Here is a 24360-nt window from a genome sequence, read left to right on the forward strand (position 1 = left end):
GCCCACGAGACGCAAAGCTTTTCTACGGTATTACGGAAAACAAAAAAAGTCCCACCGAACACTTGACACAAACTGACACAAACACCCACTAGTTTCTTCCCTCATCTTATGATATAATCATACCAAATGACAAGGAGGTGGCGTTATGCCATTATTAAATAAAGAAAAAATGATGGATGGTTTTGGCAAGGCAGTTGACGCCGTGAACAATGCGGCAGACAAAGCCGGCAAGTACGCCAAAGAAAAAGAACTAGACAAGAAAATTGACCATGCCGCAGAGGTTGTCACAAAAGAGGCAAAAAAAGTTGGCAAAGAAATCAAGAGTGTATTTTCAAGCGAGAAAAAATAGAAGAAGAGGATTGTAAATTATGTGGATTGCAGATGGATGGAACGATTATGAAGTCTTAGATACTTCGGCGGGAGAAAAATTAGAGCGGTGGGGCGACTATATTCTTGTGCGCCCGGACCCGCAGGTGATTTGGAACACACCGCACAAAGTGAGAGAGTGGAAACAGAAAAACGGACATTACCACAGAAGCAATAAAGGCGGCGGACAGTGGGAATTTTTTGATTTGCCGGAGCAGTGGGAGATTTCCTATGGAAATCTCAAATTTCATTTGAAACCATTTCATTTTAAACATACCGGACTTTTCCCTGAGCAGGCGGTAAACTGGGAGTGGAGCGGAAATTTGATTCGCGAGGCAAAGAAGAAAAATCCGGGAAAAGAAATTAAGGTGCTGAATTTATTTGCATACACGGGTGGCGCGACAGTGGCATGCGCCGATGCGGGGGCAGCTGTGACGCATGTGGACGCATCTAAAGGGATGGTTACATGGGCGAAAGAAAATGCGGCAGCGTCCGGGCTTGCCAATGCGCCGATTCGCTATCTGGTGGATGACTGCGTGAAATTTGTGGAGCGTGAGATCCGCCGCGGCAATCATTATGATGCGATTATTATGGACCCGCCTTCCTATGGAAGAGGTCCCAAAGGCGAGATTTGGAAAATAGAAGAAAAAATTTTCCCACTGGTACAGCTTTGCACGAAGGTACTTGCAGACAAGCCATTATTTTTCCTGATTAATTCTTATACAACAGGATTACAGCCGGCGGTGCTTTCTTATATGTTAAATTTGGAATTAAAAAGCCGTTTTGGCGGAACGGTTGAAGCAGATGAAATCGGATTGCCGGTGCGCGGTAAGCAGGGACTTGTTTTGCCGTGTGGCGCAAGCGGAAGATGGAGCCGTAAAGAGAGAGAGTAAGAGGAAGGGGTGAAGCGATGAAACTGATTCATTGTGCGGATTTGCATTTGGATTCAAGCATGACGACGCATTTGACAAAGGAAAAAGCAAAGGAGCGAAAAGCAGAATTACTCGCTTCTTTTAACCGGATGATGGAGTATGCCGACAGGGAAAATGTGTCGGCGGTTTTGATTGCGGGTGATTTGTTTGACCGGAAAAATATTTCGGCAACGGCACGCAATGCAGTTTATCATGCGATTTCGACACGCCCTGAGATGACATTTTATTATCTGAAAGGAAATCATGATGTGCGTCTTTTTTTGCCAAATGGCAAAGAATGTCCTGAAAATTTAAAATTGTTTGGCGAAGAGTGGACCGCTTATGTGCAGGCGGATGAGGGATGCCGTCTTGTGATTAGCGGCGTTGAGTTGTGTGAGGAAAATCATGCGCTGATAGCCAATTCGCTGACTTTAAACCGTGAGGATGTAAATATTGTGATGCTTCACGGACAGGAAGCGGAATACGCTGCACAGGACAAGGCGGAAGTCGTGCCGCTGCGTGATTTGCGCGGCAAGGGCATTGATTATCTGGCACTTGGACATGTGCATGGTTATAAAAAGGAAACACTGGATAGCCGAGGTGAGTATTGCTATCCGGGGTGTTTAGAATGCCGTGGCTTTGATGAATATGGGGAGCATGGCTTTGTTCTTTTAGATGTGGATTTGGAAGAGAAAACCGTGGCGAGTGAATTTATCCCATTTGCCCTTAGAAACGGACATTATGTGGAAGTCGATGTCAGTGACTGTATGAGCACGGCAGAGATTATGGATGCCATCAACGAGACCGCACAAAGGGAGCATCTGCCGCATGAGGATTTTGTGAAATTTGTATTGGTTGGCGAGATGGCGCTTGCCAGCGAAAAAGATTTGGATTATTTGAATCAATGGATTCAGGATGATTATTATACCGTGAAAGTGACGGACAAAACAAAAATCCGAATTGACTATGAAGATTATCAAAACGATGCGTCACTTCGCGGCGAGTTTGTTCGTCTGGTACAGGCGGATGAGAAACTTTCTGACGAGGAAAAGGCGCAGATGATTCAGTATGGCATACGAGCTTTGGAAGGGGAGGAAATCGAGTGAAATTATTACAGTGTAAAATAGAAAATTTCGGTAAATTAAGCGATGTCTCCTTTGACTTTTCAGAGGGTGTCAATACATTCTGCGAGGAAAACGGATGGGGAAAAAGTACGCTTGCGAATTTTGTCCGAATTATGTTCTTTGGCTTTTTAAATGGTAATAAACAGGACAAACTGGTAAATGAAAGAAAGCGTTATTTCCCGTGGCAGAGTGCGAAAGGCGTGTATGGCGGAAGCGTTAAATTCGAAACAGAGGGAAAAAGTTATCAGCTTAACCGCGTGTTTGGGAAAAAAGACAAAGATGATATTTTTGAACTCTATGACCTTTCGACAAACCTTCCGTGCGAGGACTTTTCCGAGAATATCGGTGTTGAATTATTTGGTATTGATGCGGCATCCTTTGGCCGCACAGTATTTTTTTCACAGAAGGACTGCGAGTCTGCACCGACCGACGGGATTCATGCGAAACTTGGCAATCTGATTGAGCAGACGGATGATATCCACAATTTTCAAAGTGTGTATGACAAATTGAAAGATACCACGAATAAAATGACGCCAAAAAGAAAAACCGGTTCGCTGAACAGAGAAAAACGTGAAATCGAAGAAAGAGAGCAGAAACTTCGTGAAGAAGAAAGCATCCGGCAGGGGATTTTAGAGGCGGAAACTTATTACAAGCAGTGTGAAGAAAAAGAAAAAGAGCTTTCCGAGGTGATTGCTGCGGAGCAAAAGAAGCAGGAAAAACTTAGTAAGGCAATGGACTATGCGGTAAATAGAAAAGAGTATGAGACACTTGTGTCTGCTAAAGAACAGGCGGGAAAACAGTGGGAAGACAGTAAAAATGCATTTCCTTACGAGGATAAAATTCCTTCGATGGAGCAGATGGAAAAATGGCAGAAGCAAAGACGGGAGTGCGAACAGTTCCGTGAGCAGATGGTGAGAAATCAGCTGACTGGCGAGGAAAATGCACTTGTGTCTTCTGTCAAACAGCGGTTTGGACAGGAGATTCCGGAGGATGCAGCACTGCAGTCGATGGAGGAGGCTCTTACCGAATATGAATCGCTGAAACAGACCATTCGCAAAGGAGAGTTTACACCGGCAGAACAAAATGAGTGGGAAACTCTGAAAAAACGCTATCCGAATGGGATGCCGGGGAAGGAAGAATTGCTGAAATTAAATCGAATCTGTGAAGATGTTCGACATAGAGAAGATCAGCTTGCAAATGCGCAGACAACAGCCCGTGCATTAAAGCAGGTGGCGGCACAGAAAAAGCCGGAAAAAGCGTCACCGCTTCTACTTGTTCTTGGCTGTCTTGCGTTGGTTCTTGGTGTGGGGCTTAGCTTCGTACAGGTGATTGCCGGCGTGGCAGCATTTGTTGTTCTGGCGCTTGTTGCTGTGGTCCTTTTTGTACAGCAAAAAGGGAAAAAACAGGAAGAAGATTTAAGTGAGCAGCCGCTTTTGGAACTTGAACAGGAGATGGAACGGGCAAAAAGAGAGATAGAGCAGGGAAATGAAAAGATTTCTTTCGTGCTTTCTGCCTATTTCCCGGAAGGAATTTCCGGCGATTTCCGCGATGTGATTCAGCAGATGCAGATGGATACGATAGCCTATGAGACGCATCAGGCAAAGAGCGAGGCGGTAGGCGAAGAAGATGAGGTTCGTTATCAGACTCTTCAAAAATCGCTTCGTGAGTTCATGGATGGTTATGTAGAAATGGGAATTTCAGAAGAGCGGTTTGCATTTGGCTTGTCAAAGCTTCGCAGCGAACTGAAACAGTACCGTCGTCTCTGTGAAAAACTGGAAAGTTTTTTGGGGGCAGAAAAGAAATACGAGCAGGCAAAAGAAGAATTTGTACTTGGCGGAAAAGAGTATGGTCTGATTTTTGAAGAGCCGTTTGACGAGGAACTGCAAAAGATTGCCGGGGCGATTAACCGGGTTCAGGTGGCAGAGCAGTCATGGCAGACGGCAGGAAAAAAGTTGTCACAGTTTGAAAATGACCACGATATGGAGCGTATTCGCGAGACAGAGGAGGCCGGGGAAAACGAAGGGCTGAGTGAAAGCCATGAGCGTGAAAAACGGTGGATGACCGAGCAGGAAAACAATCGAAAAAATATGGCTGCATACGAGAAACAATTAGAGCAGTTAGAGGAAAAACTTGATGAACTTGCAGAAATCCGTCTTGAGTTAGAGGAGCGAAAAGAGCATTTTTTAAGCGGCAATAAGAAGTACGAACTTTTGCTAAAAACAATGGACAAGTTACAGCAGGCAAAAGACACGCTGACCGCGCGTTATATTGAACCGGTGCAGAAAGGATTCACGAAATATTACCAAATGGTAGGTGGTGGCGATGCTAAAGACTACCGATTTGATGCTGGCGTAAATTTGACTGTGGAGGAAATGGGCATGCCGCGGGAAATTCGTTTTTTGAGTGAGGGACGCAAAGACCTCGCCGGAATCTGTGCGCGTATGGCAATGGTAGATGCCATGTATGAAAAGGACAAACCATTTCTTGTTTTTGACGATTCCTTTGTGAATCTGGACGACGAAAAAATGCGTCATGCGCTTACCTTTTTGAAGGAAGTCGGAAAAGAATATCAGGTTATGTATTTCACATGCCGGGAAAACAGAAAGGCATAAAAAGGAGGAAACCATGCGTTTTGTAATACAAAGAGTCAGCAGTGCTTCTGTCACAATCGACGGAAAAGTACGTGGAGAAATAGGAAAAGGTTTTGTTGTGTTAATCGGCATTGGAGAGGATGATACAAAAGAAATTGCAGATAAACTTTTACACAAACTTTTGAATATGCGTATATTTGAAGACGAAAATGGGAAAACAAATCTTGCCCTAAAAGATGTGTCCGGCGAACTGCTTATGATTTCCCAGTTCACCTTATATGCCAACTGCAAAAAGGGAAATCGTCCATCTTTTACAGACGCCGGCAGACCGGAGATGGCAGAGCCGATGTATGAGTATATATTGGAAGCCTGCCGCAAAGAAATCCCGGTGGTCGAGCAGGGGGAGTTTGGTGCCGATATGAAAGTTGCCCTTGTGAATGATGGGCCGTTTACAGTCGTGCTTGACAGCAGGGATTTGATGTAGGATACTTATAAAAACATAGAAAAAGAAGCTTATTCGTGAGAGACTATAACGCAAAGCGTTATCCCGTCTCGATACGAATAAACTTCTTTTTCCATTATATTCAGAACTTTTATGTACCCCTGTTCGCTTTTTCTGGTGTAGCTCTCTATATACACAAGTTCCTTTAAACACTTTCTCTCGCCACCGATACTGTAATATATAACGGATATATCACAGAACGCATCTACCCAAATTGCTTCTGAGAAGTCAAGGTCCCTGCTTATTCGCTTTTCCTGAAATTATGTAGTGAATATCATCCTCCCTTCTGAAAATTTCAACTCCGTTTATTATCATAGCACATTATGAGCACCGTGAATCGTAAAAGTCGTGAACGGCACAAAATTGGGAGTGAACGGACACTTTTGTATAAAAAATGTTATTTTTTGCATAATATACATTACAAATATTCCCTATTTTGGGACGAAAATAGATGTTGAATGTAAATTCTTGCAGGAAAAAATTTTTCAAGGGTGCTTGACACATTTTTTTCGCTGTGCTACAATACATGGCAAAGCAATGAAGGAAACGATTGTTTATGCAGTGACTTTACGACAGGGAGAGGCGTCATGGACTGCGAGCGTCTTGCGGAAGCGGTAAACAGGAGAACATTCCGGAGCTGATGAGTTGAAACGATTATAAGAGGTAGGCTCATCCGGGTGACACCGTTATTGGTTGAATGAGTGGAGATACGACGGGGTGTCTCAATGCGGGTGGTACCGCGGGTTTTTAGGCTCTTATTTTGATGAACATTTTTCCCGTCCCAGAAGGCAGAGATGCTTTGCTGGGACGTATTTATTTCAAAGCAATCTGTCGAAGGCAGGTTGCTTTTTTTGCAACCTTCAAAATCATTTGGTGGAATCATGTGAAGACACATGGGAATGGAGGTTACTATGGAATATTTAACAGGAAAGACAGAAAAAAAGACACTTGGCATTCAAGACATTTTAGCCGGTGAGTATGAGGGAAAAGAAGTAACGGTAAATGGTGCAGTTCACAAAATCAGAGACATGGGCGATGTGGCGTTTGTGGTTTTGAGAAAGAGCGAGGGGCTTTTGCAGACCGTTTATGAAGATGGCGTTACGGATATTTCGCTGAAAGAATTGCAGGAAGAAGATACCGTTTGTGTGACCGGTGTTGTGGCAAAAGAGGAGCGTGCACCGCATGGATTTGAAATCCGCCTGCGTACCGTAACCATTTTGTCAAAGCCAACGGAACCAATGCCGATAGCTATTAACAAATGGAAAATGAATACCTCGCTGGAAACAAAATTGGATTTGCGTCCGCTTTCTCTGCGAAATGTAAAGGAGCGTGCGAAATTTAGAATCCAGGAAGGAATCATCCGTGGATTCCGGGATTTTCTGCATGAGCAGGGCTTTACCGAAATCCATTCGCCAAAAATCGGCGCCAGAGGTGCTGAGGGCGGTGCAAACTTATTCCGTCTCGAATATTTTCATAAACATGCTGTGCTTGCACAAAGCCCGCAGTTTTACAAACAGATGATGGTTGGCGTGTTTGACCGTGTCTTTGAGGCGGCGCCGGTATTTCGTGCAGAAAAGCACAACACAAAGCGTCATTTGAATGAGTATACTTCTCTTGACTTTGAGATGGGCTATATTGACAGCTTTGAAGATATTATGGAGATGGAAACCGGATTTTTGCAGTACACGATGGAACTTTTGCAAAAAGAGTACAAAAAAGAATTGGATCTTTTGAAAGTCACACTGCCAAAGGTTGATAAAATTCCACAGGTTCGGTTTGACAAGGCAAAAGAACTCGTGGCAGAAAAATACAACCGGACAATCCGCAACCCATTTGACTTAGAGCCGGAAGAGGAAGCACTGATTGGACAATACTTTAAGGAAGAAATGGATGCCGATTTTGTGTTTGTTACCCATTATCCTTCAAAAAAACGTCCGTTCTATGCGATGGATGACCCGGAAGATACGACGTATACACTGAGTTTTGATTTATTGTTCCACGGACTTGAAATCACAACCGGTGGACAGCGTATTCACGATTACCAGACGCTTGTGGACAAAATCGCGGACAGGGGAATGACGCAGGAAGGCATGGAGCAGTACATGATGATTTTCAAACATGGCATGCCGCCACATGGTGGACTGGGAATTGGAATGGAGCGCTTAACAATGAAACTGTTAGGGGAAGAGAATGTTCGTGAGACGACCTTGTTCCCAAGGGATTTGAACCGTCTCGAACCATAAAAGAAAGGAAGTGTTTGTATGGCAAATCATATTTCAGATGAAACAATTGAATATGTAGGAATTTTAGCAAAACTGGAATTGAATGAAGAAGAAAAAGAGCAGGCAAAAAAGGATATGGAAAGTATGCTCGATTACATTGACAAATTAAACGAACTTGACACCGAGGGCGTGGAACCTTTGTCTCATGTGTTCCCGGTTCACAATGTGTTCCGTGAGGACGAAGTGACAAATGGAGATGATAGAGAGAACATGTTGAAAAATGCACCGCAGAAAAAAGAAGGAACATACATGGTGCCAAAAACCTTTGCTTAATAAGCGGAATGGAGGAAGCATATGAGTTTAATGAGTTTGACGGCGGTTGCACTCGGTAAAAAGATTCAAGCCGGGGAAGTGACCGTAGAAGAGGCAGTATTGGACGCCTTAGAGCAGATTGAGAAAAAAGAAGATGCGATTCACAGTTATGTTACGGTGTTAGAGAAAGAAGCTATTTTAGAAAAAGCAAAAGAAATACAGAAAAAAATTGATGCCGGTGAGCTGACAGGCCCGCTTGCGGGAGTCCCGGTGGCAATCAAAGATAATATGTGTACTGAGGGCGTGCTTACAACATGCAGTTCCAAGATTTTATATAATTTTGTGCCAACGTATACATCGGAAGCAGTAAAAAATCTGGAGGCAGCAGGAGCAGTTATCATCGGAAAAACAAACATGGATGAGTTCGCGATGGGAAGTACAACAGAGACCTCTGCTTACGGAATTACGAGAAACCCACACAATACAGAGCATGTACCGGGCGGTTCTTCCGGTGGTTCCTGTGCGGCAGTTGCGGCGGAGGAATGTTCCTTTGCCCTTGGTTCAGATACCGGCGGTTCTATCCGCCAGCCAAGTTCATTCTGTGGTGTGACCGGAATCAAGCCAACGTATGGTACGGTTTCCCGTTACGGGCTGATTGCTTACGGTTCTTCACTTGACCAGATTGGTCCAATTGCTAAAGATGTAACCGACTGCGCAACAATTTTGGAAGCAATTTCTTCCTATGATAAGAAGGACAGCACCAGTGTGGCACGTGAGGATACCGATTTCACATCAGCACTTGTAGATGACGTAAAGGGAATGAAAATTGGTATTCCAAAAGACTACTTTGGAGAAGGACTTGATTCCGAGGTAAAGGATGCGATTTTCAAGGCAGCAGAAGTTTTGAAACAAAAAGGAGCAATTGTCGAGGAATTTGACTTAAGTCTTGTTGAGTATGCAATTCCGGCGTATTATGTCATTGCTTCCGCTGAGGCAAGTTCCAACTTGTCCCGCTTTGACGGTGTAAAATACGGTTACCGCACAGAAGAATACGAAGGACTTCATAATATGTACAAAAAGAGCCGTTCCGAAGGCTTTGGTCCGGAAGTAAAACGTCGTATTATGCTTGGTTCCTTTGTTTTAAGCAGTGGTTATTATGATGCTTACTACTTAAAAGCACTGCGTACTAAAGCATTGATTAAAAAGGCGTTTGACCGTGCATTTGAAAAATATGATGTGATTTTATCACCGGCAGCGCCAACGACAGCACCTAAAATTGGAGACAGCTTAAGTGACCCATTGAAAATGTATTTGGGTGATATTTATACGATTTCTGTAAACCTTGCCGGTCTGCCGGGAATGACAGTTCCTTGTGGAACGGATAAAAATGGTCTGCCGATTGGTTTGCAGCTTATCGCTGATTGTTTTAATGAGAAGAAAATGATTCAGACGGCATACACATATGAACAGGCAAAGGAGGCGGAGTAATCATGGCAAAACAGTACGAAACAGTGATTGGACTGGAAGTCCATGTGGAATTAGCAACGAAAACGAAAATTTTCTGCGGCTGCTCAACGGCATTTGGCGGTGCGCCAAATACTCATACCTGTCCGGTGTGTACCGGTATGCCGGGTTCTCTGCCGGTATTAAATAAACAGGTTGTAGAATATGCGATGGCAGTTGGTCTGGCATTAAACTGCGACATTAACCAGTATTGTAAATTTGATCGAAAAAACTATTTTTACCCGGATAACCCACAGAACTATCAGATTTCCCAGTTGTATCTGCCAATCTGTATCAATGGACATGTTGAAATTGAGACAGCCGGCGGCAAAAAAAATGTTGGTATCCATGAAATTCATATGGAAGAGGATGCCGGAAAACTGGTACATGATGATTGGGCAGACTGTTCCCTCGTGGATTATAACCGTTCCGGTGTACCTCTGATTGAAATTGTGTCAGAGCCGGATATGCGAAGCGCAGATGAAGTAATTGCATATCTGGAAAAACTTCGTATGACGATTCAGTATCTTGGCGCATCCGATTGTAAATTAAATGAAGGTTCCATGCGTGCGGATGTCAACTTGTCAGTGCGTGAGGTTGGTGCGAGTGAATTTGGTACCCGTACCGAGATGAAAAACTTGAATTCCTTTAAAGCAATTGCCCGCGCCATTGAAGGAGAACGTGCGCGCCAGATTGAGTTGTTGGAAGACGGCAAAAAAGTTGTGCAGGAAACAAGACGATGGGATGACAATAAAGAATATTCCTATGCCATGCGTTCCAAAGAGGATGCGCAGGATTACCGTTACTTCCCGGACCCGGATTTGACACCGATTGTCATTTCCGATGAATGGATTCAGAAGATTAAGGACAGCGAACCGGAGTTTCAGGAGCAAAAGGCAGCACGCTACGAAAAAGAATTTGATATTCCTGCCTATGATATTTCGATTCTTACGGCGAGCAAGAAGATGGCAGATTTGTTTGAGCAGACGGTTTCACTTGGAGCAAATCCAAAGAAAGCATCAAACTGGCTGATGGGCGAGACGATGCGCCTTTTAAAAGAGAAAGAAATGGAGCCGGAAGATATTACTTTTGCCCCGGAGAATCTCGCAAAGTTAATTGCCCTTGCGGATAAAGGAACGATTAACTCCACCGTAGCAAAAGAAGTCTTCGAAGTTGTTTTCACAGAGAATACAGACCCGGAGCAGTATGTCAAAGAGCATGGACTTGGTACGGTCAGTGACGAAGGAGCTCTGCGCGAAACGATTGAGAAGATTGTAGAACAAAATCCACAGTCTGTTGCCGATTATCAGGCAGGGAAGAAAAAAGCAATTGGTTTCTTGGTTGGCCAGACAATGAAAGCGATGCAGGGTAAAGCAAATCCGGGTATGGTAAATCAGATATTGACAGAGATTCTTGATCGGAAATAATAGAGCCGGTATTTTTTGGGATTCCGGTAATTTAGGAGAAAAACATTTGCGTCTCGTGGGCGTTCTCACTAGTTGAGTGCGTAGCGGTATGGGCACTGAAAGTACCAGTGCCACATACCGACGTACTCAAACCCACGAGACGCAAATGTTTTTCTCCTAAATCACTGGAAGCCCAAAACCGTACCGTAATTACCTACTATGAGGATGAAGTATCGCCGGATGAGATGGTTATGTGTTGCTAATAGATGCGGTTATAAGGTAAAGAGAAACTGAGTCTGGAATGATGGGGTGACAAAGGTTTTCTACGAAATTACGGAAAGTTTAAAAGCGGCAATGAGCATTTGATACAAATCAATCGTATGCAACCTAAATTGCTGTCAAACAAAAAAAGAGTTGCATAATTTTTTGTGATTTTCTGAAAAAAACAACTATGAAGAAGAAAATTGGCAAAAAACGTTGTTTTAACAGCCTAATTTTCTCTGCTTGATTGAGATTATGACGCCAAGATGCAACCATATAGGACAAATTAAGGAAAAAGAGTTGTCTAGGGAGGAGATAGCAGGTGTGTGACAAATGTTTTCTACGAAATTACGGAAAATTCAAAAGTGCCAACGAACACTTGACACAAACAATAATATGGAATATTTGACAATAAAATGACACGTATGATAAAATGATGATATCTGTGAAGTGATTCGCAGATGCCATTATTTATTTTAAGGGGGTATTTTATATGAAGAAAAGATGTTTTAGGCTGTTCGCCGGGGTGTTAGCGCTTGCGGTTATGATGACCTACACGGTTATCTGGAATCCGAGCCAGGCAAAGATGACAAAGAGCAAAGATGTAAAAAAAGTTGAGGTTACGAATGTCCAAGACAAAAATATCACACTTGGTAAAGGCAAGAAACTGAAACTTTCCGTGAATGTTATTCTAAAAAAAGGAAGTAAGGCAAGCAAAGCGGTCAAGTTTGAGTCTTCCAAAAAATCGGTTGTTACGGTTTCTAAAAAGGGCGTTTTGAAAGCCAAAAAAATAGGAAAAGCTAAGATTACAGTGAAATCCAAAGCGAATCCGGCGAAACAGGTAAAATTTACTGTTACCGTTGCAAAAAAGAATGTTTTGATTAAAAAAATCAGCATGAAGAAAAAGTTAACACTCCATATGCCATTGGTTGAAGAAGAGGACGATTCCGATGATGATTCGGATGATGACATAGAGGATTCTGATGAGGATTCGGATGATGAAGACGATGAGGATGAAGATGATGAGGACGAAGAAGATTATGAATTTGAACCTCGCATTTCTCCATCCAATGCAACAAATCAGACATTGAAATGGACCAGTTCCAATAAAAAAGTGGTTAAAGTAGATGAGGATGGTTATGTTTATATCGTAGATGCCGGTAAGGCAGTGATTACGGCAATGGCAACTGACGGAAGCGGTGTAAAAGCAAAATGTACCGTTACTGTTATAGATGATGCAGATACAGATGATGAAGATGACGATGAATAATGGAGGCTTATTATGATTGAGATGAGAAGAGAAAAACGCTGGCCGGCAAAATTGAATTTGGAAATTTCCAATTTATTTAAGCAGGATCACGTAAAGGTGGAAAATATTAATGCACCGATTGAGGTAATTGATGTTTCCAAAGCGGGCATTGGTTTTCGTTCAGCCAGTGTACTGCCGATGGGGTATTACTTTAATGCGAGACTTACTTTGGCAGAAAATGATTCGCTCAATTGTGTTGTTCGAATTATCCGTCAGCAGAAAAGCGGAGATGACTATATTTATGGATGTGAAATTGTAGGAACGGCATCCATTATGGATTATGTAATTAATGATTATGCTGCGTCTCTGCAAAAATAATAAGAATGAAACAATGCACCGGTGCTTAGAAGGAGCCTTTTTTGCACCGGTGTTTTTATTTTGAAAAAAATTTTTACAAACCCTATTGACAAAGGTAACACAAGGTGGTATCTTTAGTTTAGTCAATGATTAGCACTCTTTGATAGTGAGTGCTAACAAAAAGAAATCGAGGTGGTATTTTGGAACTGAATGAGAGAAAACAAAAGATACTCGAAGCGATTATTCGTAATTACATGGAGACAGGCGAGCCGGTTGGTTCCCGAACTGTTTCTAAGTACACGGATTTGAATCTTAGTTCCGCAACCATCCGTAATGAGATGTCGGATTTGGAAGAGATGGGTTACATTTTACAGCCACACACTTCTGCCGGCAGAATTCCTTCGGATAAAGCATACCGACTATATGTAGACACGATTTTACAGAGAAAAGATGAAGAAGTGTCTGAGATGAAGGAGTTGATGGTCGAGAAGGCAGATAAGATTGACCTTCTGTTACAGCAGGTTGCAAAGTTACTTGCACAGAATACGAATTACACTTCCATGGTGACCAAGCCAAAGTATCAGCATAAGCGGATTAAGTTTATCCAGCTAAATCAGATGAGTGAACGACAGCTGCTTGTGATTGTTGTTCTTGATAACAACCACGTAAGCAACAAGTTCATTAACCTTATGACGGATGCCGATGAGAATGTGATTGCTCAGATGAATTTTTTGATGAACACGGCACTCACCGGACTTGATTTTACTGAGATTAACATGGCGATTATGCAGCAAATCAAAGAAAAAGCCGGGGAATACGGAGAATTGGCATCTAGCATTTTGGATTGTATTTCGGAAGTTATGACAGAAGAGGATGACTCAGAGATTTACACATCGGGCGCCACGAATATTTTGAAATATCCGGAGTTATCGGATAAGGAGAAAATGACCGGACTGCTTTCCACATTTGAAGAAAAACAGATGTTGTCAGCATGGGCCAACGATGAACCACCGGAGGATGACAAGGAACATGGCATTCAGGTGTACATTGGTGAGGAATCACCGGTAGAGTCAATGAAAGATTGTTCCGTTGTAACTGCCACGTACCGAATTAAAGAAGGCGTTTATGGAAAGATAGGTATTGTCGGACCAAAGCGTATGGACTACGAAAAAGTAGTTGGCACATTGGAAAACTGCATGCAGCAGCTAGATGACATATTTAAAAAGAAATAGCGAGGTGAAGTGAATTGGCTGAAGAGATGAAAAACGAAGACGTTAAAGAAGAAGTAAAGGAAGAAGAAACTGTAGAAGAAACGGTGGAACAAGCTGATAAAGAAGAAACAAAAGAAAAGAAAAAAACGGAAAAGTCAGAAAAAGCGGTTAAGAAGAAAGCAAAAAAAGACAAAAAAGATGAAAAGATTGAAGAGTTGAATGACCGCCTGATGAGAAATCTGGCAGAGTTTGAAAACTTTAGAAACCGCTCGGAAAAAGAAAAAAGTGCCATGTTTGAAATTGGTGCGAAGTCAGTTGTTGAAAAGATGCTTCCGGTTGTGGATAACTTGGAGCGAGGTTTTGACGGACTTTCCGATGAAGAAAAAGAGACACCATTTGCCAAAGGAATTGAGGCCGTTTACAAACAGCTTCTTACCGGATTAGAAGAAATCGGTGTGACACCGATTGAGGCAGTTGGTAAAGAATTTGACCCGAATTTCCATAATGCCGTTATGCATGATGAAGATGATTCAGATGCATCCAATCAGGTCATTGAGGAATTCCAAAAGGGTTATATGTATAAAGATTCAGTAGTCAGACACAGTATGGTTAAAGTGTTAAACTAATAAAGAAAATAACAGTCATGGTATAGACAGAAAGGAAGTATTATTATGAGCAAGATTATTGGTATTGACTTAGGAACAACAAACAGTTGTGTAGCAGTAATGGAAGGTGGCAAACCGGTTGTTGTAGCAAACGCTGAGGGCGCAAGAACAACCCCATCTGTTGTAGCATTTACAAAGACTGGTGAGCGTTTGGTTGGTGAGCCGGCAAAACGTCAGGCAGTAACAAACGCAGAGAAGACTATTTCTTCTATTAAGAGACATATGGGTACGGATTACCGTGCAGCAATTGATGATAAGAAATATACACCACAGGAAATTTCCGCTATGATTCTTCAGAAATTGAAAAGTGATGCAGAGAATTACCTTGGTGGTGAGAAGGTAACAGAGGCTGTAATTACAGTTCCTGCTTACTTTAACGACGCACAGCGTCAGGCAACCAAAGATGCAGGTAAAATTGCAGGTTTGGATGTAAAACGTATTATCAACGAGCCAACAGCAGCAGCGCTTGCTTATGGTTTGGATAATGAAGGCGAGCAGAAGATTATGGTATATGACCTTGGTGGTGGTACATTTGATGTTTCCATCATTGAGATTGGTGATGGTGTCATCGAAGTACTTTCTACTTCCGGTGATAACAAACTTGGTGGTGACGACTTTGATAATAAAGTATGTGACTACATGGTTTCTGAATTTAAGAAGGCAGAGGGTGTTGACCTTTCTACTGATAAGATGGCAATGCAGCGTTTGAAAGAAGCAGCAGAGAAAGCAAAGAAAGAGTTGTCTTCTGCAACTACAACAAACATTAACCTGCCATTTATCACAGCTACAGCTGAGGGACCAAAGCACTTTGATATGAACTTAACACGTGCAAAATTTGATGAATTGACCGCTGACCTTGTAGAGAGAACAGCAACACCGGTTCAGAACGCATTGAAAGATGCCGGTATTACCGCTTCTGAATTAGGAAAAGTATTGTTAGTTGGTGGTTCAACACGTATCCCTGCTGTACAGGATAAAGTAAAACAGTTGACCGGACATGAGCCGAACAAATCCTTGAACCCGGATGAGTGTGTAGCACTTGGTGCTTCGATTCAGGGTGGTAAACTGGCTGGAGATTCCGGTGCCGGCGACATCCTTCTTCTGGATGTAACTCCATTGTCACTTGCTATCGAGACAATGGGTGGTGTGGCTACCAAACTTATCGAGAGAAATACAACAATTCCTACTAAGAAGAGTCAGATTTTCTCTACCGCAGCAGATAACCAGACCGCTGTAGACATTAACGTAGTACAGGGCGAGAGACAGTTCGCTAGAGATAATAAATCTCTTGGACAGTTCCGCTTGGATGGTATTCCTCCGGCAATGCGTGGAGTACCACAGATTGAGGTTACATTTGATATCGATGCCAATGGTATTGTAAATGTATCCGCTAAGGACTTGGGAACAGGAAAAGAACAGCACATCACAATTACTGCTGGTTCTAACATGAATGATGAAGAAATCGAAAAAGCAGTTAAAGAAGCTGCTGAATTCGAAGCACAGGATAAGAAGAGAAAAGAAGGCATTGATGCCCGCAACGAAGCTGACAGTATGGTATTCCAGACTGAGAAAGCATTGCAGGACGTTGGCGATGGCGTAGATGTAGCAGAGAAAGAAAAAGTACAGGCTGAGATTGATAAAGTAAAAGCAATCTTGGAGCGTACAACACCGGAGAACATGAGCGATGCCGATGTTGATGAGTTGAAAGCTGCAAAAGAATCTTTGATGACAAATGCACAGCAGGTATTCGCAAAAGTATACGAGCAGGCACAGCAGGCTGCCGGTGGTGCACAGGGAGCAGGCCCTGACATGAGTGGCGCAGGTGCCGGACCAAACCCTGGAGCCGGTGCAGCTCAGGACAATAGCGGCGATGACGTAGTAGATGGGGATTACCGCGAACTGTAATGAGCCGTGCGACAAGGAAACAAATGATTTTCTTGTGCTTGCACAAGAGAAAAACATTTGTTTCCTTGTCATAGGGCGAATGCCCGCGATGATGAGCAGCGAAGCTGCGAAGAATCACGGCTCATTAGAGAACTGGGAGCTGAGAAGGGCGAATGCCCGCGATGATGAGAATCACGCGGGTTATTTGCACGTAAAAGGATAGAAAGAGAGTGGAGGAGACATGGCAGACAAGAGAGATTATTACGAAGTCCTTGGCGTAGACAAGAATGCCGATGAGGCAGCGCTGAAAAAGGCCTATCGTGTATTAGCCAAAAAGTACCACCCCGATACGAATCCGGGTGATAAAGAAGCAGAAGCAAAATTCAAGGAAGCTTCTGAGGCTTATGCCGTATTAAGTGACCCGGAAAAGAGACGCCAGTATGATCAGTTTGGTCATGCCGCTTTTGATGGTGGTGCCGGTGGCGGCGGTGGATTCACCAATATGAATATGGATGATATCTTTGGCAGTTTCGGAGATATTTTCGGAGATTTATTCGGTGGAGGATTTGGCGGCGGCAGAAGCCGGCGTGCAGATCCGAATGCCCCACAGCGCGGAGCAAATCTGCGGACACAGGTAAAAATTACATTTGAAGAAGCTTGTTTTGGCACGGAAAAGGAAATTGAAATTCCATCCAAAGTTGAATGCAAGACTTGTGGGGGAAGCGGAGCCAAAGCAGGAACTAGCCCGGTCAAATGTGAGCGATGCGGCGGACGAGGACAGATTGTTCAGACACAGCAGTCACTTTTCGGAATGGTGCAGAATGTTACTACATGTCCGGCTTGTGGCGGTAAAGGTACAATTATTAAGGAAAAATGTCCGGATTGTCACGGACAGGGTTATACAAGCAAAAAAGAGAAATTGCAGGTCAGTATTCCGGCAGGAATCGACCACGGACAGAGCGTTCGTCTGCGTGGCAAAGGAGAACCGGGCAAAAATGGCGGTGCCCGCGGTGATTTGCTTGTAGAAGTATATGTAGAACGCCACAAAGATTTCCAGCGCATGGATTATGATATTTACTCAACCGTACGGATTTCTTATCCAAGAGCTGTTCTTGGCGGAGATGTGGTTATCCCGACAATTGATGGCGATGTCGCATACAATGTAAAGGCAGGAACGCAGACCGGTACAAGAGTTCGTTTGCGTGGTAAGGGAGTTCCGTCCCTTCGTAACCGCAAAATGCGAGGCAACCATTATGTGGATTTGGTTGTGGATGTGCCGACAAAGCTTACCAAAGAGCAGAAAAAACTGTTAGAGCAGTTGGATAAGTCGATTGAGGACGAAGAAAATAAGAAAAATAAAAAGCACAAAAAATAATTGTATAGGAAAGAAGCCTTCTGTTTATACTAATCGAAAACAGGAGGCTTTTTTATGATACAGGCATTTCGAATTAATACGATACGAGGAAGAGAGATTTTAGATTCCAGAGGAAATCCAACGATTGAGGTGGAGGTAAAATTGTGCGGAGGGGCAGCGGGCAGAGCATCCGTTCCCTCCGGGGCGTCTACGGGGGCGTTTGAAGCAGTGGAACTGCGAGACAGTGAATTGCCGCGTTACCGTGGAAATGGCGTAAAGCGTGCGGTAGAAAATATTAATGACATTCTTGCCGATAAATTGGAAGGGAAAAATGCATTGAATCAGGTGGAAATTGATACGCTGATGATACGTGAAGATGGTACCGCAAACAAAGCAAAACTGGGTGCTAATGCAATTTTGGGGACATCGCTTGCTGTGGCAAAGGCGGCAGCAAAACAGCTCGGTGTTCCGTTGTATCAGTATCTGGGCGGACCAAATGCGCGTGTTATGCCGATTCCGATGATGAATATTATGAATGGCGGAAAACATGCGGACAGTAGTTTAACGATTCAGGAGTTTATGATTATGCCGATAGGAGCATCTTCCTTTCATCAGTGTTTGGAGTGGTGCGCGAATGTATACGCTACCTTGAAGAAACTGTTGGCAGAAAAGGAATTTGCCACCTCCATTGGTGATGAGGGTGGATTCGCACCGCATCTTGCTCATGAGGACGAGGCGCTTTCTTTTATTACAGGGGCTATTGAAAAAGCAGGATACCGTCCGGGCGAGGATTTTTCGATTGCTATGGATGGTGCCAGCACAGAAATGTATGAGGAGGCTGTAAAGGCAGGAAGACCGGGCGAATATTTATTCTGGAAATCCGGTGAGTACAAAAGTACAGATGAAATGATTGATTTTTGGTGTGATTTGTGCCGCAGGTACCCAATTGTTTCGATTGAAGACGGACTGGCAGAAGAAGATTGGTCGGGCTGGCAGAAACTCATGGATAAATTAGGAGATAAAGTGCAGCTTGTTGGTGATGATTTGTTTGTTACAAATACCAAACGTATCGAAAAGGGAATTAAACTTCAGGCGGCAAATGCGGTCTTAATCAAGCCAAATCAGATTGGAACCGTGACAGAAACTCTCGAGGCGATTCGAATGACACAGACGACCGGATGGAATGCCATTGTCAGTCATCGTTCGGGTGAAACGGAAGACACTACGATTGCAGACATTGCAGTCGGCATGAATGCCGGGCAGATTAAAACCGGCGCACCGGCGCGCACAGACCGGGTGGCTAAGTATAACCAGCTTCTTAGAATTGAAGAAGAACTTGGCGAGTGCGCTGTGTATGGTGGGTAAAGAAAAAACCGAAAAAAGTAAAATAAAAATGGCTGTGTCAACAAGTTTTGACACAGCCATAAATTTATTTGCATGGGAAAGCCCGTTTCATTAAATTATACAATCCGTGCAGATAAACGACATTTTGGTGGCCGCCACCTCCGCGGTTTACAGCATCTCCGCCCATGGTTTCATAATAAATGTGCGGAACATTATTTTTTTCCAAGGCCTTATGGTAAAGGATTGGATTGTTACCTACCATTGTGTCATTTTTCCCTTTTACAATCATAACTAACGTGTTTTCTTTATAAGCATCCGGCAGTGTGAAAGTATCTTCGGTAAAAATCCCTTTTTCTGCACTATATGGGAGAACGCCCGGAGCGGGACAAAAGGCACCGATATAACCAAATTTATCCGGATGTTTAAATCCTGCATTCAAAGCTTCTCTGCCACCCATTGAGAATCCCCAGACGGCTGTATTGAGGCGTCCGGTTTTGACGCTGTAATGTTTGTTAATAGCAGGCATTAAGCAGTTTACGATATCGTTCACACAATTGTCATAGGCGTCATAAGTTTCTTGGCTGTAACCGTTTCCCTGACCGGATTCATTGGCACAAATATTAGGGAAAACCATAATTACTTCTTCCATAACATCATTGGCATAGCCGTTCCAAACAACATCTGTGGCACCATCTTGGGCAAGATTATAGATGCCCCAGCCATAACCGTGTAAACCGTAGACAACCGGATATTTTTTCTTTGGATTGTATCCATCCGGAAGTCCAACTAAGGCTTTTCTTGTCACTGTTTTTCCTTTTGCTACAGCAGTGGACTCGTATTCGAATTCTTCTGTTGTTCCTTTTACTCCATCTTTTCTTAATGCACCTGCCGGAACAGTTACATTTGGTTTGAAAATATTTTTCATAAAATTGTAGAAACCATGCTGGTAAACTGCTTTTTCATGGTTGCCACTGCCGCTGCCGCTTGGATCACCACCCATCGTTTCGTAGTAAACATGAGGTGTGTTTGTTTTTTGCAGAGCCTGATGATACAAAAGTGGGTGCTGTTTTACAACATCATCTTTAAATCTTTTTGTTATCTGTACATAAGTGTCATTTAAATATTCGCTTGGCAGCGTAAATGTGGAATCCGTATAAAATCCGGGTTCAGTAACTCCATTCATCGTGTAAGGCAAAAGACCCGGAGCCGGACAAAAAGCACCAATGTAACCAAATAAATCCGGTCGCTCAAATCCAATTTGCAAACTTACACGTCCACCCATAGAAAAACCGCAGACAGCAGTATTTTCACGACCTGTCAGTGTAGAATATTTTTTGTTGATAGCAGGCATAAGGCATTTTGTTAAGTCATTGATAAAGTTGTCATAGGCTTTGTAATGCTCCAAACTAAAGCCGGTTCCTTTTCCTTCTTTGTTTGCACAAACATTAGCAAAAACAACAATGGAATCTTTCATATCATCATTTGCCATAGCGTTCCAGGCAACATATTGTGTATTGTCTCCGGTAAGAGAATATTCGTTACCGAAAATACCGTGCTGCATATAGATGACAGGGTATTTTTTTGATTCTGTGTATCCTTTTGGCAGTGCAACGAGTGCATGACGTTTTACTGTTTCGCCCTCTGACACTTCTGTAGAATCGTAGTAGAATTCTTCCAGAGTGCCACTGTTAGCCTCGTTTTTTTTCATGAATCCGGATGGCAGATCAGAATAATCCGGATTTTCTGTTGGACGTGGGGTGGCAGTAGGCTTCGGAGAGCCGGTTGGAGTAGGGGGCAGTGTTGGTGTGGCTGATGCTGTTGGTGCAGTCGTTGGTTTTTTACCGGTATTTCCGGAATTTGTGGCTGCCGGCTGCGCACTTGCGATCGACTTTCTATTTGATACTTTGCTCTTTATTATAATTGTAACGACCCCAATCTTCTTAGTTTTTTTCTTAAGTTTTTCCTTTACGGTAATTTTTGTTTTTCCGGCTTTTTTTGCGGTAACAACTCCTTTTTTGTTTACCGAAACTTTTTTGTTAGAAGCCTTAAATGTGTACTTCGCTTTTTTCTTTTTTCCCTTTATTGTAATCTTTTTCTTTTGTCCTACGGTTAATGTGATTTTTGTTTTTGCTAACTTTGCCTTTGCAAAAACATCTGCCGAGAACAACGGGTTCAGGGCAGATGCTAAAAGTGCAAAGGACAAACTGAAGCAGAGAAATGTTTTTTTCATGTTTCAGAATCCCCTTTCTTTTTTACTTGAAAATACGTTTTAAGAAATTATACAAACCATGATGATAAACGGTTGCCCAGTGGCCACCGTTTCCTTTGCCTGCAGGGTCGCCGCCCATTGTTTCATAGTAGGAACATGGGATGCCGGCAGCCTTTAGTGCATTGTAATAATTGGTTGGATTACTGCCAACAACTGTGTCGGTAGCACCTTTTGTAATCTGAATGTAAGTACTGTTTATGTACTCATCGGCAAGTTTTAAATCTGCCTTTGTAAGCATGTCACCGCCATCTAAAGCACCCGGTGCCGGGTTAAATAATCCGATACCGCTAAATAAATCAGGACGTCTTATACCAATGTTCAATGTCTCGCGTCCGCCCATAGAAAATCCACAAACCGCCGTGTTTTCTCGTCCGGTCAGTGTGGAATATTCTTTATTAATGGCAGGCATTAATACTTTTGTTAAGTCATTAATGATGTAGTCATAATAAGAGGCTGTTTTTGCATCTGTGTTAAAATTGCTTTTTCCTTCTTCGTTACAGCATACACATGGGTAAACGACGATACATTCTTTGACATCACCATTGGCAATGGCATTCCATACCACATACTGTGTACCTGCACCATCGTTAAGAATTCCGTTTCCGACCATGGATTCCGGCGTGTCGCTTAATCCGTGGAGCATATAAACAACCGGATATTTTTTTGCCTTTGAATAGTCTTTTGGAAGAACAACCATAGCATAGCGGTCAATTGGTGTCTTTTTTGTAGATTCATCGTCACTGATGTATTCTGTTGATTCATATTCAAAGCGTTCTACTTCTCCTTTGTTAGCCTGATTTTTTGCGGTATAACCTTTTGGAATATTTGAAAATTCAGGGTCCTCAGGAAATGGAGTAGGGGTGACTTTTGGAGTCGGTGTTGCAGTTGCAGTAGCGGTAGCGGTCGGTTCGGTAGTTGGTTCATTGCTCGGAGACGCCGCCGGGGTAGCTGTAACGACAGGTGTTGGCGTATTAAGTGCCGGAACTGTCGTGTTTTGTGCTATTTTCTTTTTGATAGTAACCGTAATGGTTCCCACCTTTCTTGTTTTTTTCTTCAACTTCTCTTTTACGGTAATTTTAACTTTGCCGGCTTTTTTTGCCGTGATAACGCCGGATTTACTTACGGAAGCTTTTTTGTTGGAAGCTTTGAAAGAATATTTTGCTTTTTTCTTTTTTGATTTTATCGAAATCTTTTTCTTTTGTCCAACGGTTAATGTAAGTTTCTTTTTGACCAGTTTTGCTTTTGCAGCCGCTGTTGCCGGAGTAAAGGCACTAAGTGTCGATACGGCAAGCGCAAAGCATAAACCGATGCTGATGGTTTGTTTTTTTAATATGTTCATGATAAATCCTCCTCATATAATTTTATGGTTATACTTTAGCATAGTGTGATTAGCATGAACATGATTTATCATGTCAAAAATATGAATTATTCACGCTTTTTGTAGAGGATGATTTGACTACTGTTCACTATTATGCAACAAATACGGAATTAACTCCGATTGATAAATGGATTGTAAAGATTCAATTGGAAGATTTATAAAAACTTTGAGCGTAGAACGCCCCTTCTATTGGGGGTGTCGTTTTACGCTCTTTTTATATGCCGAAATTTGGCGTGTTTTGCATAATTTATGACTCTTTTTGAGGGGCGTAAGTCGCCTGACAATTGTAAGCAAATATATTGACTTTGTACTTTGATTGTGCTAGTATATATACAAACAAGGGTGGGGCGCAGATGTTCTCCTTGTAGTGATAGAAATAAAAGAATTTAGGTAATTAAGGAGGATACTGTTTGGGAGCAAAAGATTTAGCAGAGAAAAATTTACTACAATACAAAGATGTATTTTCAGACATTGTAAATGTAAACTTATTTGGTGGCAGATGTTATGTGTCGGCGGAAGAGTTGTCGAGAGAACCCGGCGAGTTGATTACGAAAGCCGTATCGGATGATAAACTTCGGCAGTTACAGATGGATGTGCCGATGAAGTGTAAGAAGCACAATAGAAGTTTTTTCTTATGTCTGGAAAATCAGAGTGACAGAAACAACGTTATGCCGGTGCGAGATATGGGATACCAGCACGCCAAATATATGGAGCAGATAAAGGAAGTGAAGGAAAGTAATCGAAAAACCGGCAATTATCCAAACCCGATGACAAAGGAACTTAACGATTCACAGAAATTAAGTCCGGTCATCACTCTGGTTTTGAATTACAGTCAGAATGAATGGGGAAAGCCAAGATGTCTGAATGATATGCTGGAATTTCCGGAAGACATTGGTGAGGAACTTACAAAATGGATACCCTCGTATTCGGTTTGTGTGATTAACCTTGCCAGTCAGCCGGAAACGACAATTCGCCAGTATCAATCGGATTTTAAATACATAGTCCGTTATCTGTCCTGTGGAAATGACAGAAGAAAACTGGATGAATATTTCCAAACAACGGAGTTTCAATTAGACCACCCGGAAGCATTTTTAGATTGGCTGTCTGCGGTGACAAATGACAGGAGATATCGGAAAGCAAAAGAATTAATTGAGACAACAGAAGGAAAAGGAGGAAAAATCGATATGTGTGTATTGTTAGATATGTATGAAGAACGTGGAGAAGCGCGAGGAATAGAGAAAGGGATTGCTCAAGGAGAGGCACGTGGAATAGAGAAAGGGATTGCTCAAGGAGAGGCGCGTGGAATGGCAAAGGGGATTTCGCAAGGGATTTTACAAGGAATTTCACAGGGAATCGAGGAAATTAACGCATTATACCAATGCTTGTTGGCGGATAACCGAATGGAAGATATACAAAAAGCAATCATGGATACAGACTACCAAAAAGAATTG

The 24360-nt window shown here is 42.7% G+C and carries 19 protein-coding genes; 17 read left to right on the forward strand and 2 right to left on the reverse strand.

The window, feature by feature from the left end:
* Positions 1 to 145: 145 nt before the first annotated feature.
* The 16 genes from DW005_RS10595 to eno all read left to right on the forward strand — a co-directional run bounded on the left by DW005_RS10595 (position 146) and on the right by eno (position 19283).
* Positions 146 to 349: a hypothetical protein gene (locus tag DW005_RS10595; RefSeq protein WP_117479307.1), complete on the forward strand. Its 204-nt coding sequence runs from the start codon at positions 146 to 148 to the stop codon at positions 347 to 349.
* 19 nt (positions 350 to 368) lie between these two features.
* Positions 369 to 1259 (forward strand): class I SAM-dependent methyltransferase, encoded by an 891-nt coding sequence (locus tag DW005_RS10600; protein WP_117479309.1) that lies wholly within the window; start codon positions 369 to 371, stop codon positions 1257 to 1259.
* Positions 1260 to 1276: 17 nt separating this feature from the next.
* Positions 1277 to 2383 (forward strand): metallophosphoesterase, encoded by a 1107-nt coding sequence (locus DW005_RS10605; RefSeq protein ID WP_117479311.1) that lies wholly within the window; start codon positions 1277 to 1279, stop codon positions 2381 to 2383.
* A complete protein-coding gene (locus DW005_RS10610; protein ID WP_117479313.1) occupies positions 2380 to 5013 on the forward strand; it encodes an AAA family ATPase in 2634 nt (877 codons plus the stop codon). The genes DW005_RS10605 and DW005_RS10610 overlap by 4 nt, the downstream gene beginning before the upstream one ends.
* 13 nt (positions 5014 to 5026) lie before the next feature.
* Positions 5027 to 5476, forward strand: coding sequence for a D-aminoacyl-tRNA deacylase (gene dtd, locus DW005_RS10615; protein WP_022376425.1), 450 nt, complete (start codon positions 5027 to 5029; stop codon positions 5474 to 5476).
* A 929-nt stretch (positions 5477 to 6405) separates the two neighbouring features.
* A complete protein-coding gene (gene aspS, locus DW005_RS10620) occupies positions 6406 to 7737 on the forward strand; it encodes an aspartate--tRNA(Asn) ligase (protein WP_022376427.1) in 1332 nt (443 codons plus the stop codon).
* 18 nt (positions 7738 to 7755) lie between these two features.
* Positions 7756 to 8049, forward strand: a complete 294-nt coding sequence (gatC, locus tag DW005_RS10625) for an Asp-tRNA(Asn)/Glu-tRNA(Gln) amidotransferase subunit GatC (RefSeq protein WP_117479315.1) — start codon at positions 7756 to 7758, stop codon at positions 8047 to 8049.
* Between the two features lie 21 nt (positions 8050 to 8070).
* Positions 8071 to 9516 carry an Asp-tRNA(Asn)/Glu-tRNA(Gln) amidotransferase subunit GatA gene (gatA, locus tag DW005_RS10630; protein WP_117479316.1) on the forward strand — a complete coding sequence of 482 codons (1446 nt, stop codon included), beginning with the start codon at positions 8071 to 8073 and terminating at the stop codon, positions 9514 to 9516.
* A 2-nt stretch (positions 9517 to 9518) separates the two neighbouring features.
* A complete protein-coding gene (gene gatB, locus DW005_RS10635; protein WP_117479318.1) occupies positions 9519 to 10958 on the forward strand; it encodes an Asp-tRNA(Asn)/Glu-tRNA(Gln) amidotransferase subunit GatB in 1440 nt (479 codons plus the stop codon).
* A 733-nt stretch (positions 10959 to 11691) separates the two neighbouring features.
* Positions 11692 to 12468, forward strand: coding sequence for an Ig-like domain-containing protein (locus tag DW005_RS10640; RefSeq protein ID WP_117479320.1), 777 nt, complete (start codon positions 11692 to 11694; stop codon positions 12466 to 12468).
* Between the two features lie 12 nt (positions 12469 to 12480).
* On the forward strand, positions 12481 to 12825 hold the full coding sequence (locus DW005_RS10645) for a PilZ domain-containing protein (protein WP_022376432.1): 345 nt from the start codon (positions 12481 to 12483) through the stop codon (positions 12823 to 12825).
* 179 nt (positions 12826 to 13004) lie between these two features.
* A complete protein-coding gene (hrcA, locus tag DW005_RS10650; RefSeq protein ID WP_022376433.1) occupies positions 13005 to 14036 on the forward strand; it encodes a heat-inducible transcriptional repressor HrcA in 1032 nt (343 codons plus the stop codon).
* Between the two features lie 14 nt (positions 14037 to 14050).
* Positions 14051 to 14641, forward strand: coding sequence for a nucleotide exchange factor GrpE (gene grpE, locus DW005_RS10655; protein ID WP_347461664.1), 591 nt, complete (start codon positions 14051 to 14053; stop codon positions 14639 to 14641).
* A 45-nt stretch (positions 14642 to 14686) separates the two neighbouring features.
* The gene (gene dnaK, locus DW005_RS10660; protein WP_117479322.1) at positions 14687 to 16585 is read left to right on the forward strand and encodes a molecular chaperone DnaK; all 1899 of its coding nucleotides are present in this window, start codon (positions 14687 to 14689) and stop codon (positions 16583 to 16585) included.
* Between the two features lie 220 nt (positions 16586 to 16805).
* Positions 16806 to 17939, forward strand: coding sequence for a molecular chaperone DnaJ (gene dnaJ / locus DW005_RS10670; protein WP_117479326.1), 1134 nt, complete (start codon positions 16806 to 16808; stop codon positions 17937 to 17939).
* A 54-nt stretch (positions 17940 to 17993) separates the two neighbouring features.
* Complete coding sequence (gene eno / locus DW005_RS10675; RefSeq protein WP_117479328.1) at positions 17994 to 19283, forward strand: phosphopyruvate hydratase; 1290 nt, start codon at positions 17994 to 17996, stop codon at positions 19281 to 19283.
* A gap of 64 nt (positions 19284 to 19347) precedes the next feature.
* Here eno and DW005_RS10680 read toward each other — a convergent pair whose 3' ends face one another.
* Positions 19348 to 21492 (reverse strand): alpha/beta hydrolase-fold protein, encoded by a 2145-nt coding sequence (locus DW005_RS10680; protein ID WP_117479330.1) that lies wholly within the window; start codon positions 21490 to 21492, stop codon positions 19348 to 19350.
* 22 nt (positions 21493 to 21514) lie between these two features.
* On the reverse strand, positions 21515 to 22870 hold the full coding sequence (locus tag DW005_RS10685; protein ID WP_117479331.1) for an alpha/beta hydrolase-fold protein: 1356 nt from the start codon (positions 22868 to 22870) through the stop codon (positions 21515 to 21517).
* Positions 22871 to 23319: 449 nt separating this feature from the next.
* On the opposite strand from DW005_RS10685, the gene DW005_RS10690 reads away from it, so the two are divergent.
* Positions 23320 to 24360: Rpn family recombination-promoting nuclease/putative transposase (locus DW005_RS10690; RefSeq protein ID WP_117479333.1), on the forward strand; the 1041-nt coding region annotated here is incomplete at its 3' end.

This window comes from Clostridium sp. AF36-4 (genome assembly GCF_003435975.1).
Taxonomy (GTDB): Bacteria; Bacillota; Clostridia; order Lachnospirales; family Lachnospiraceae; genus Eubacterium_F.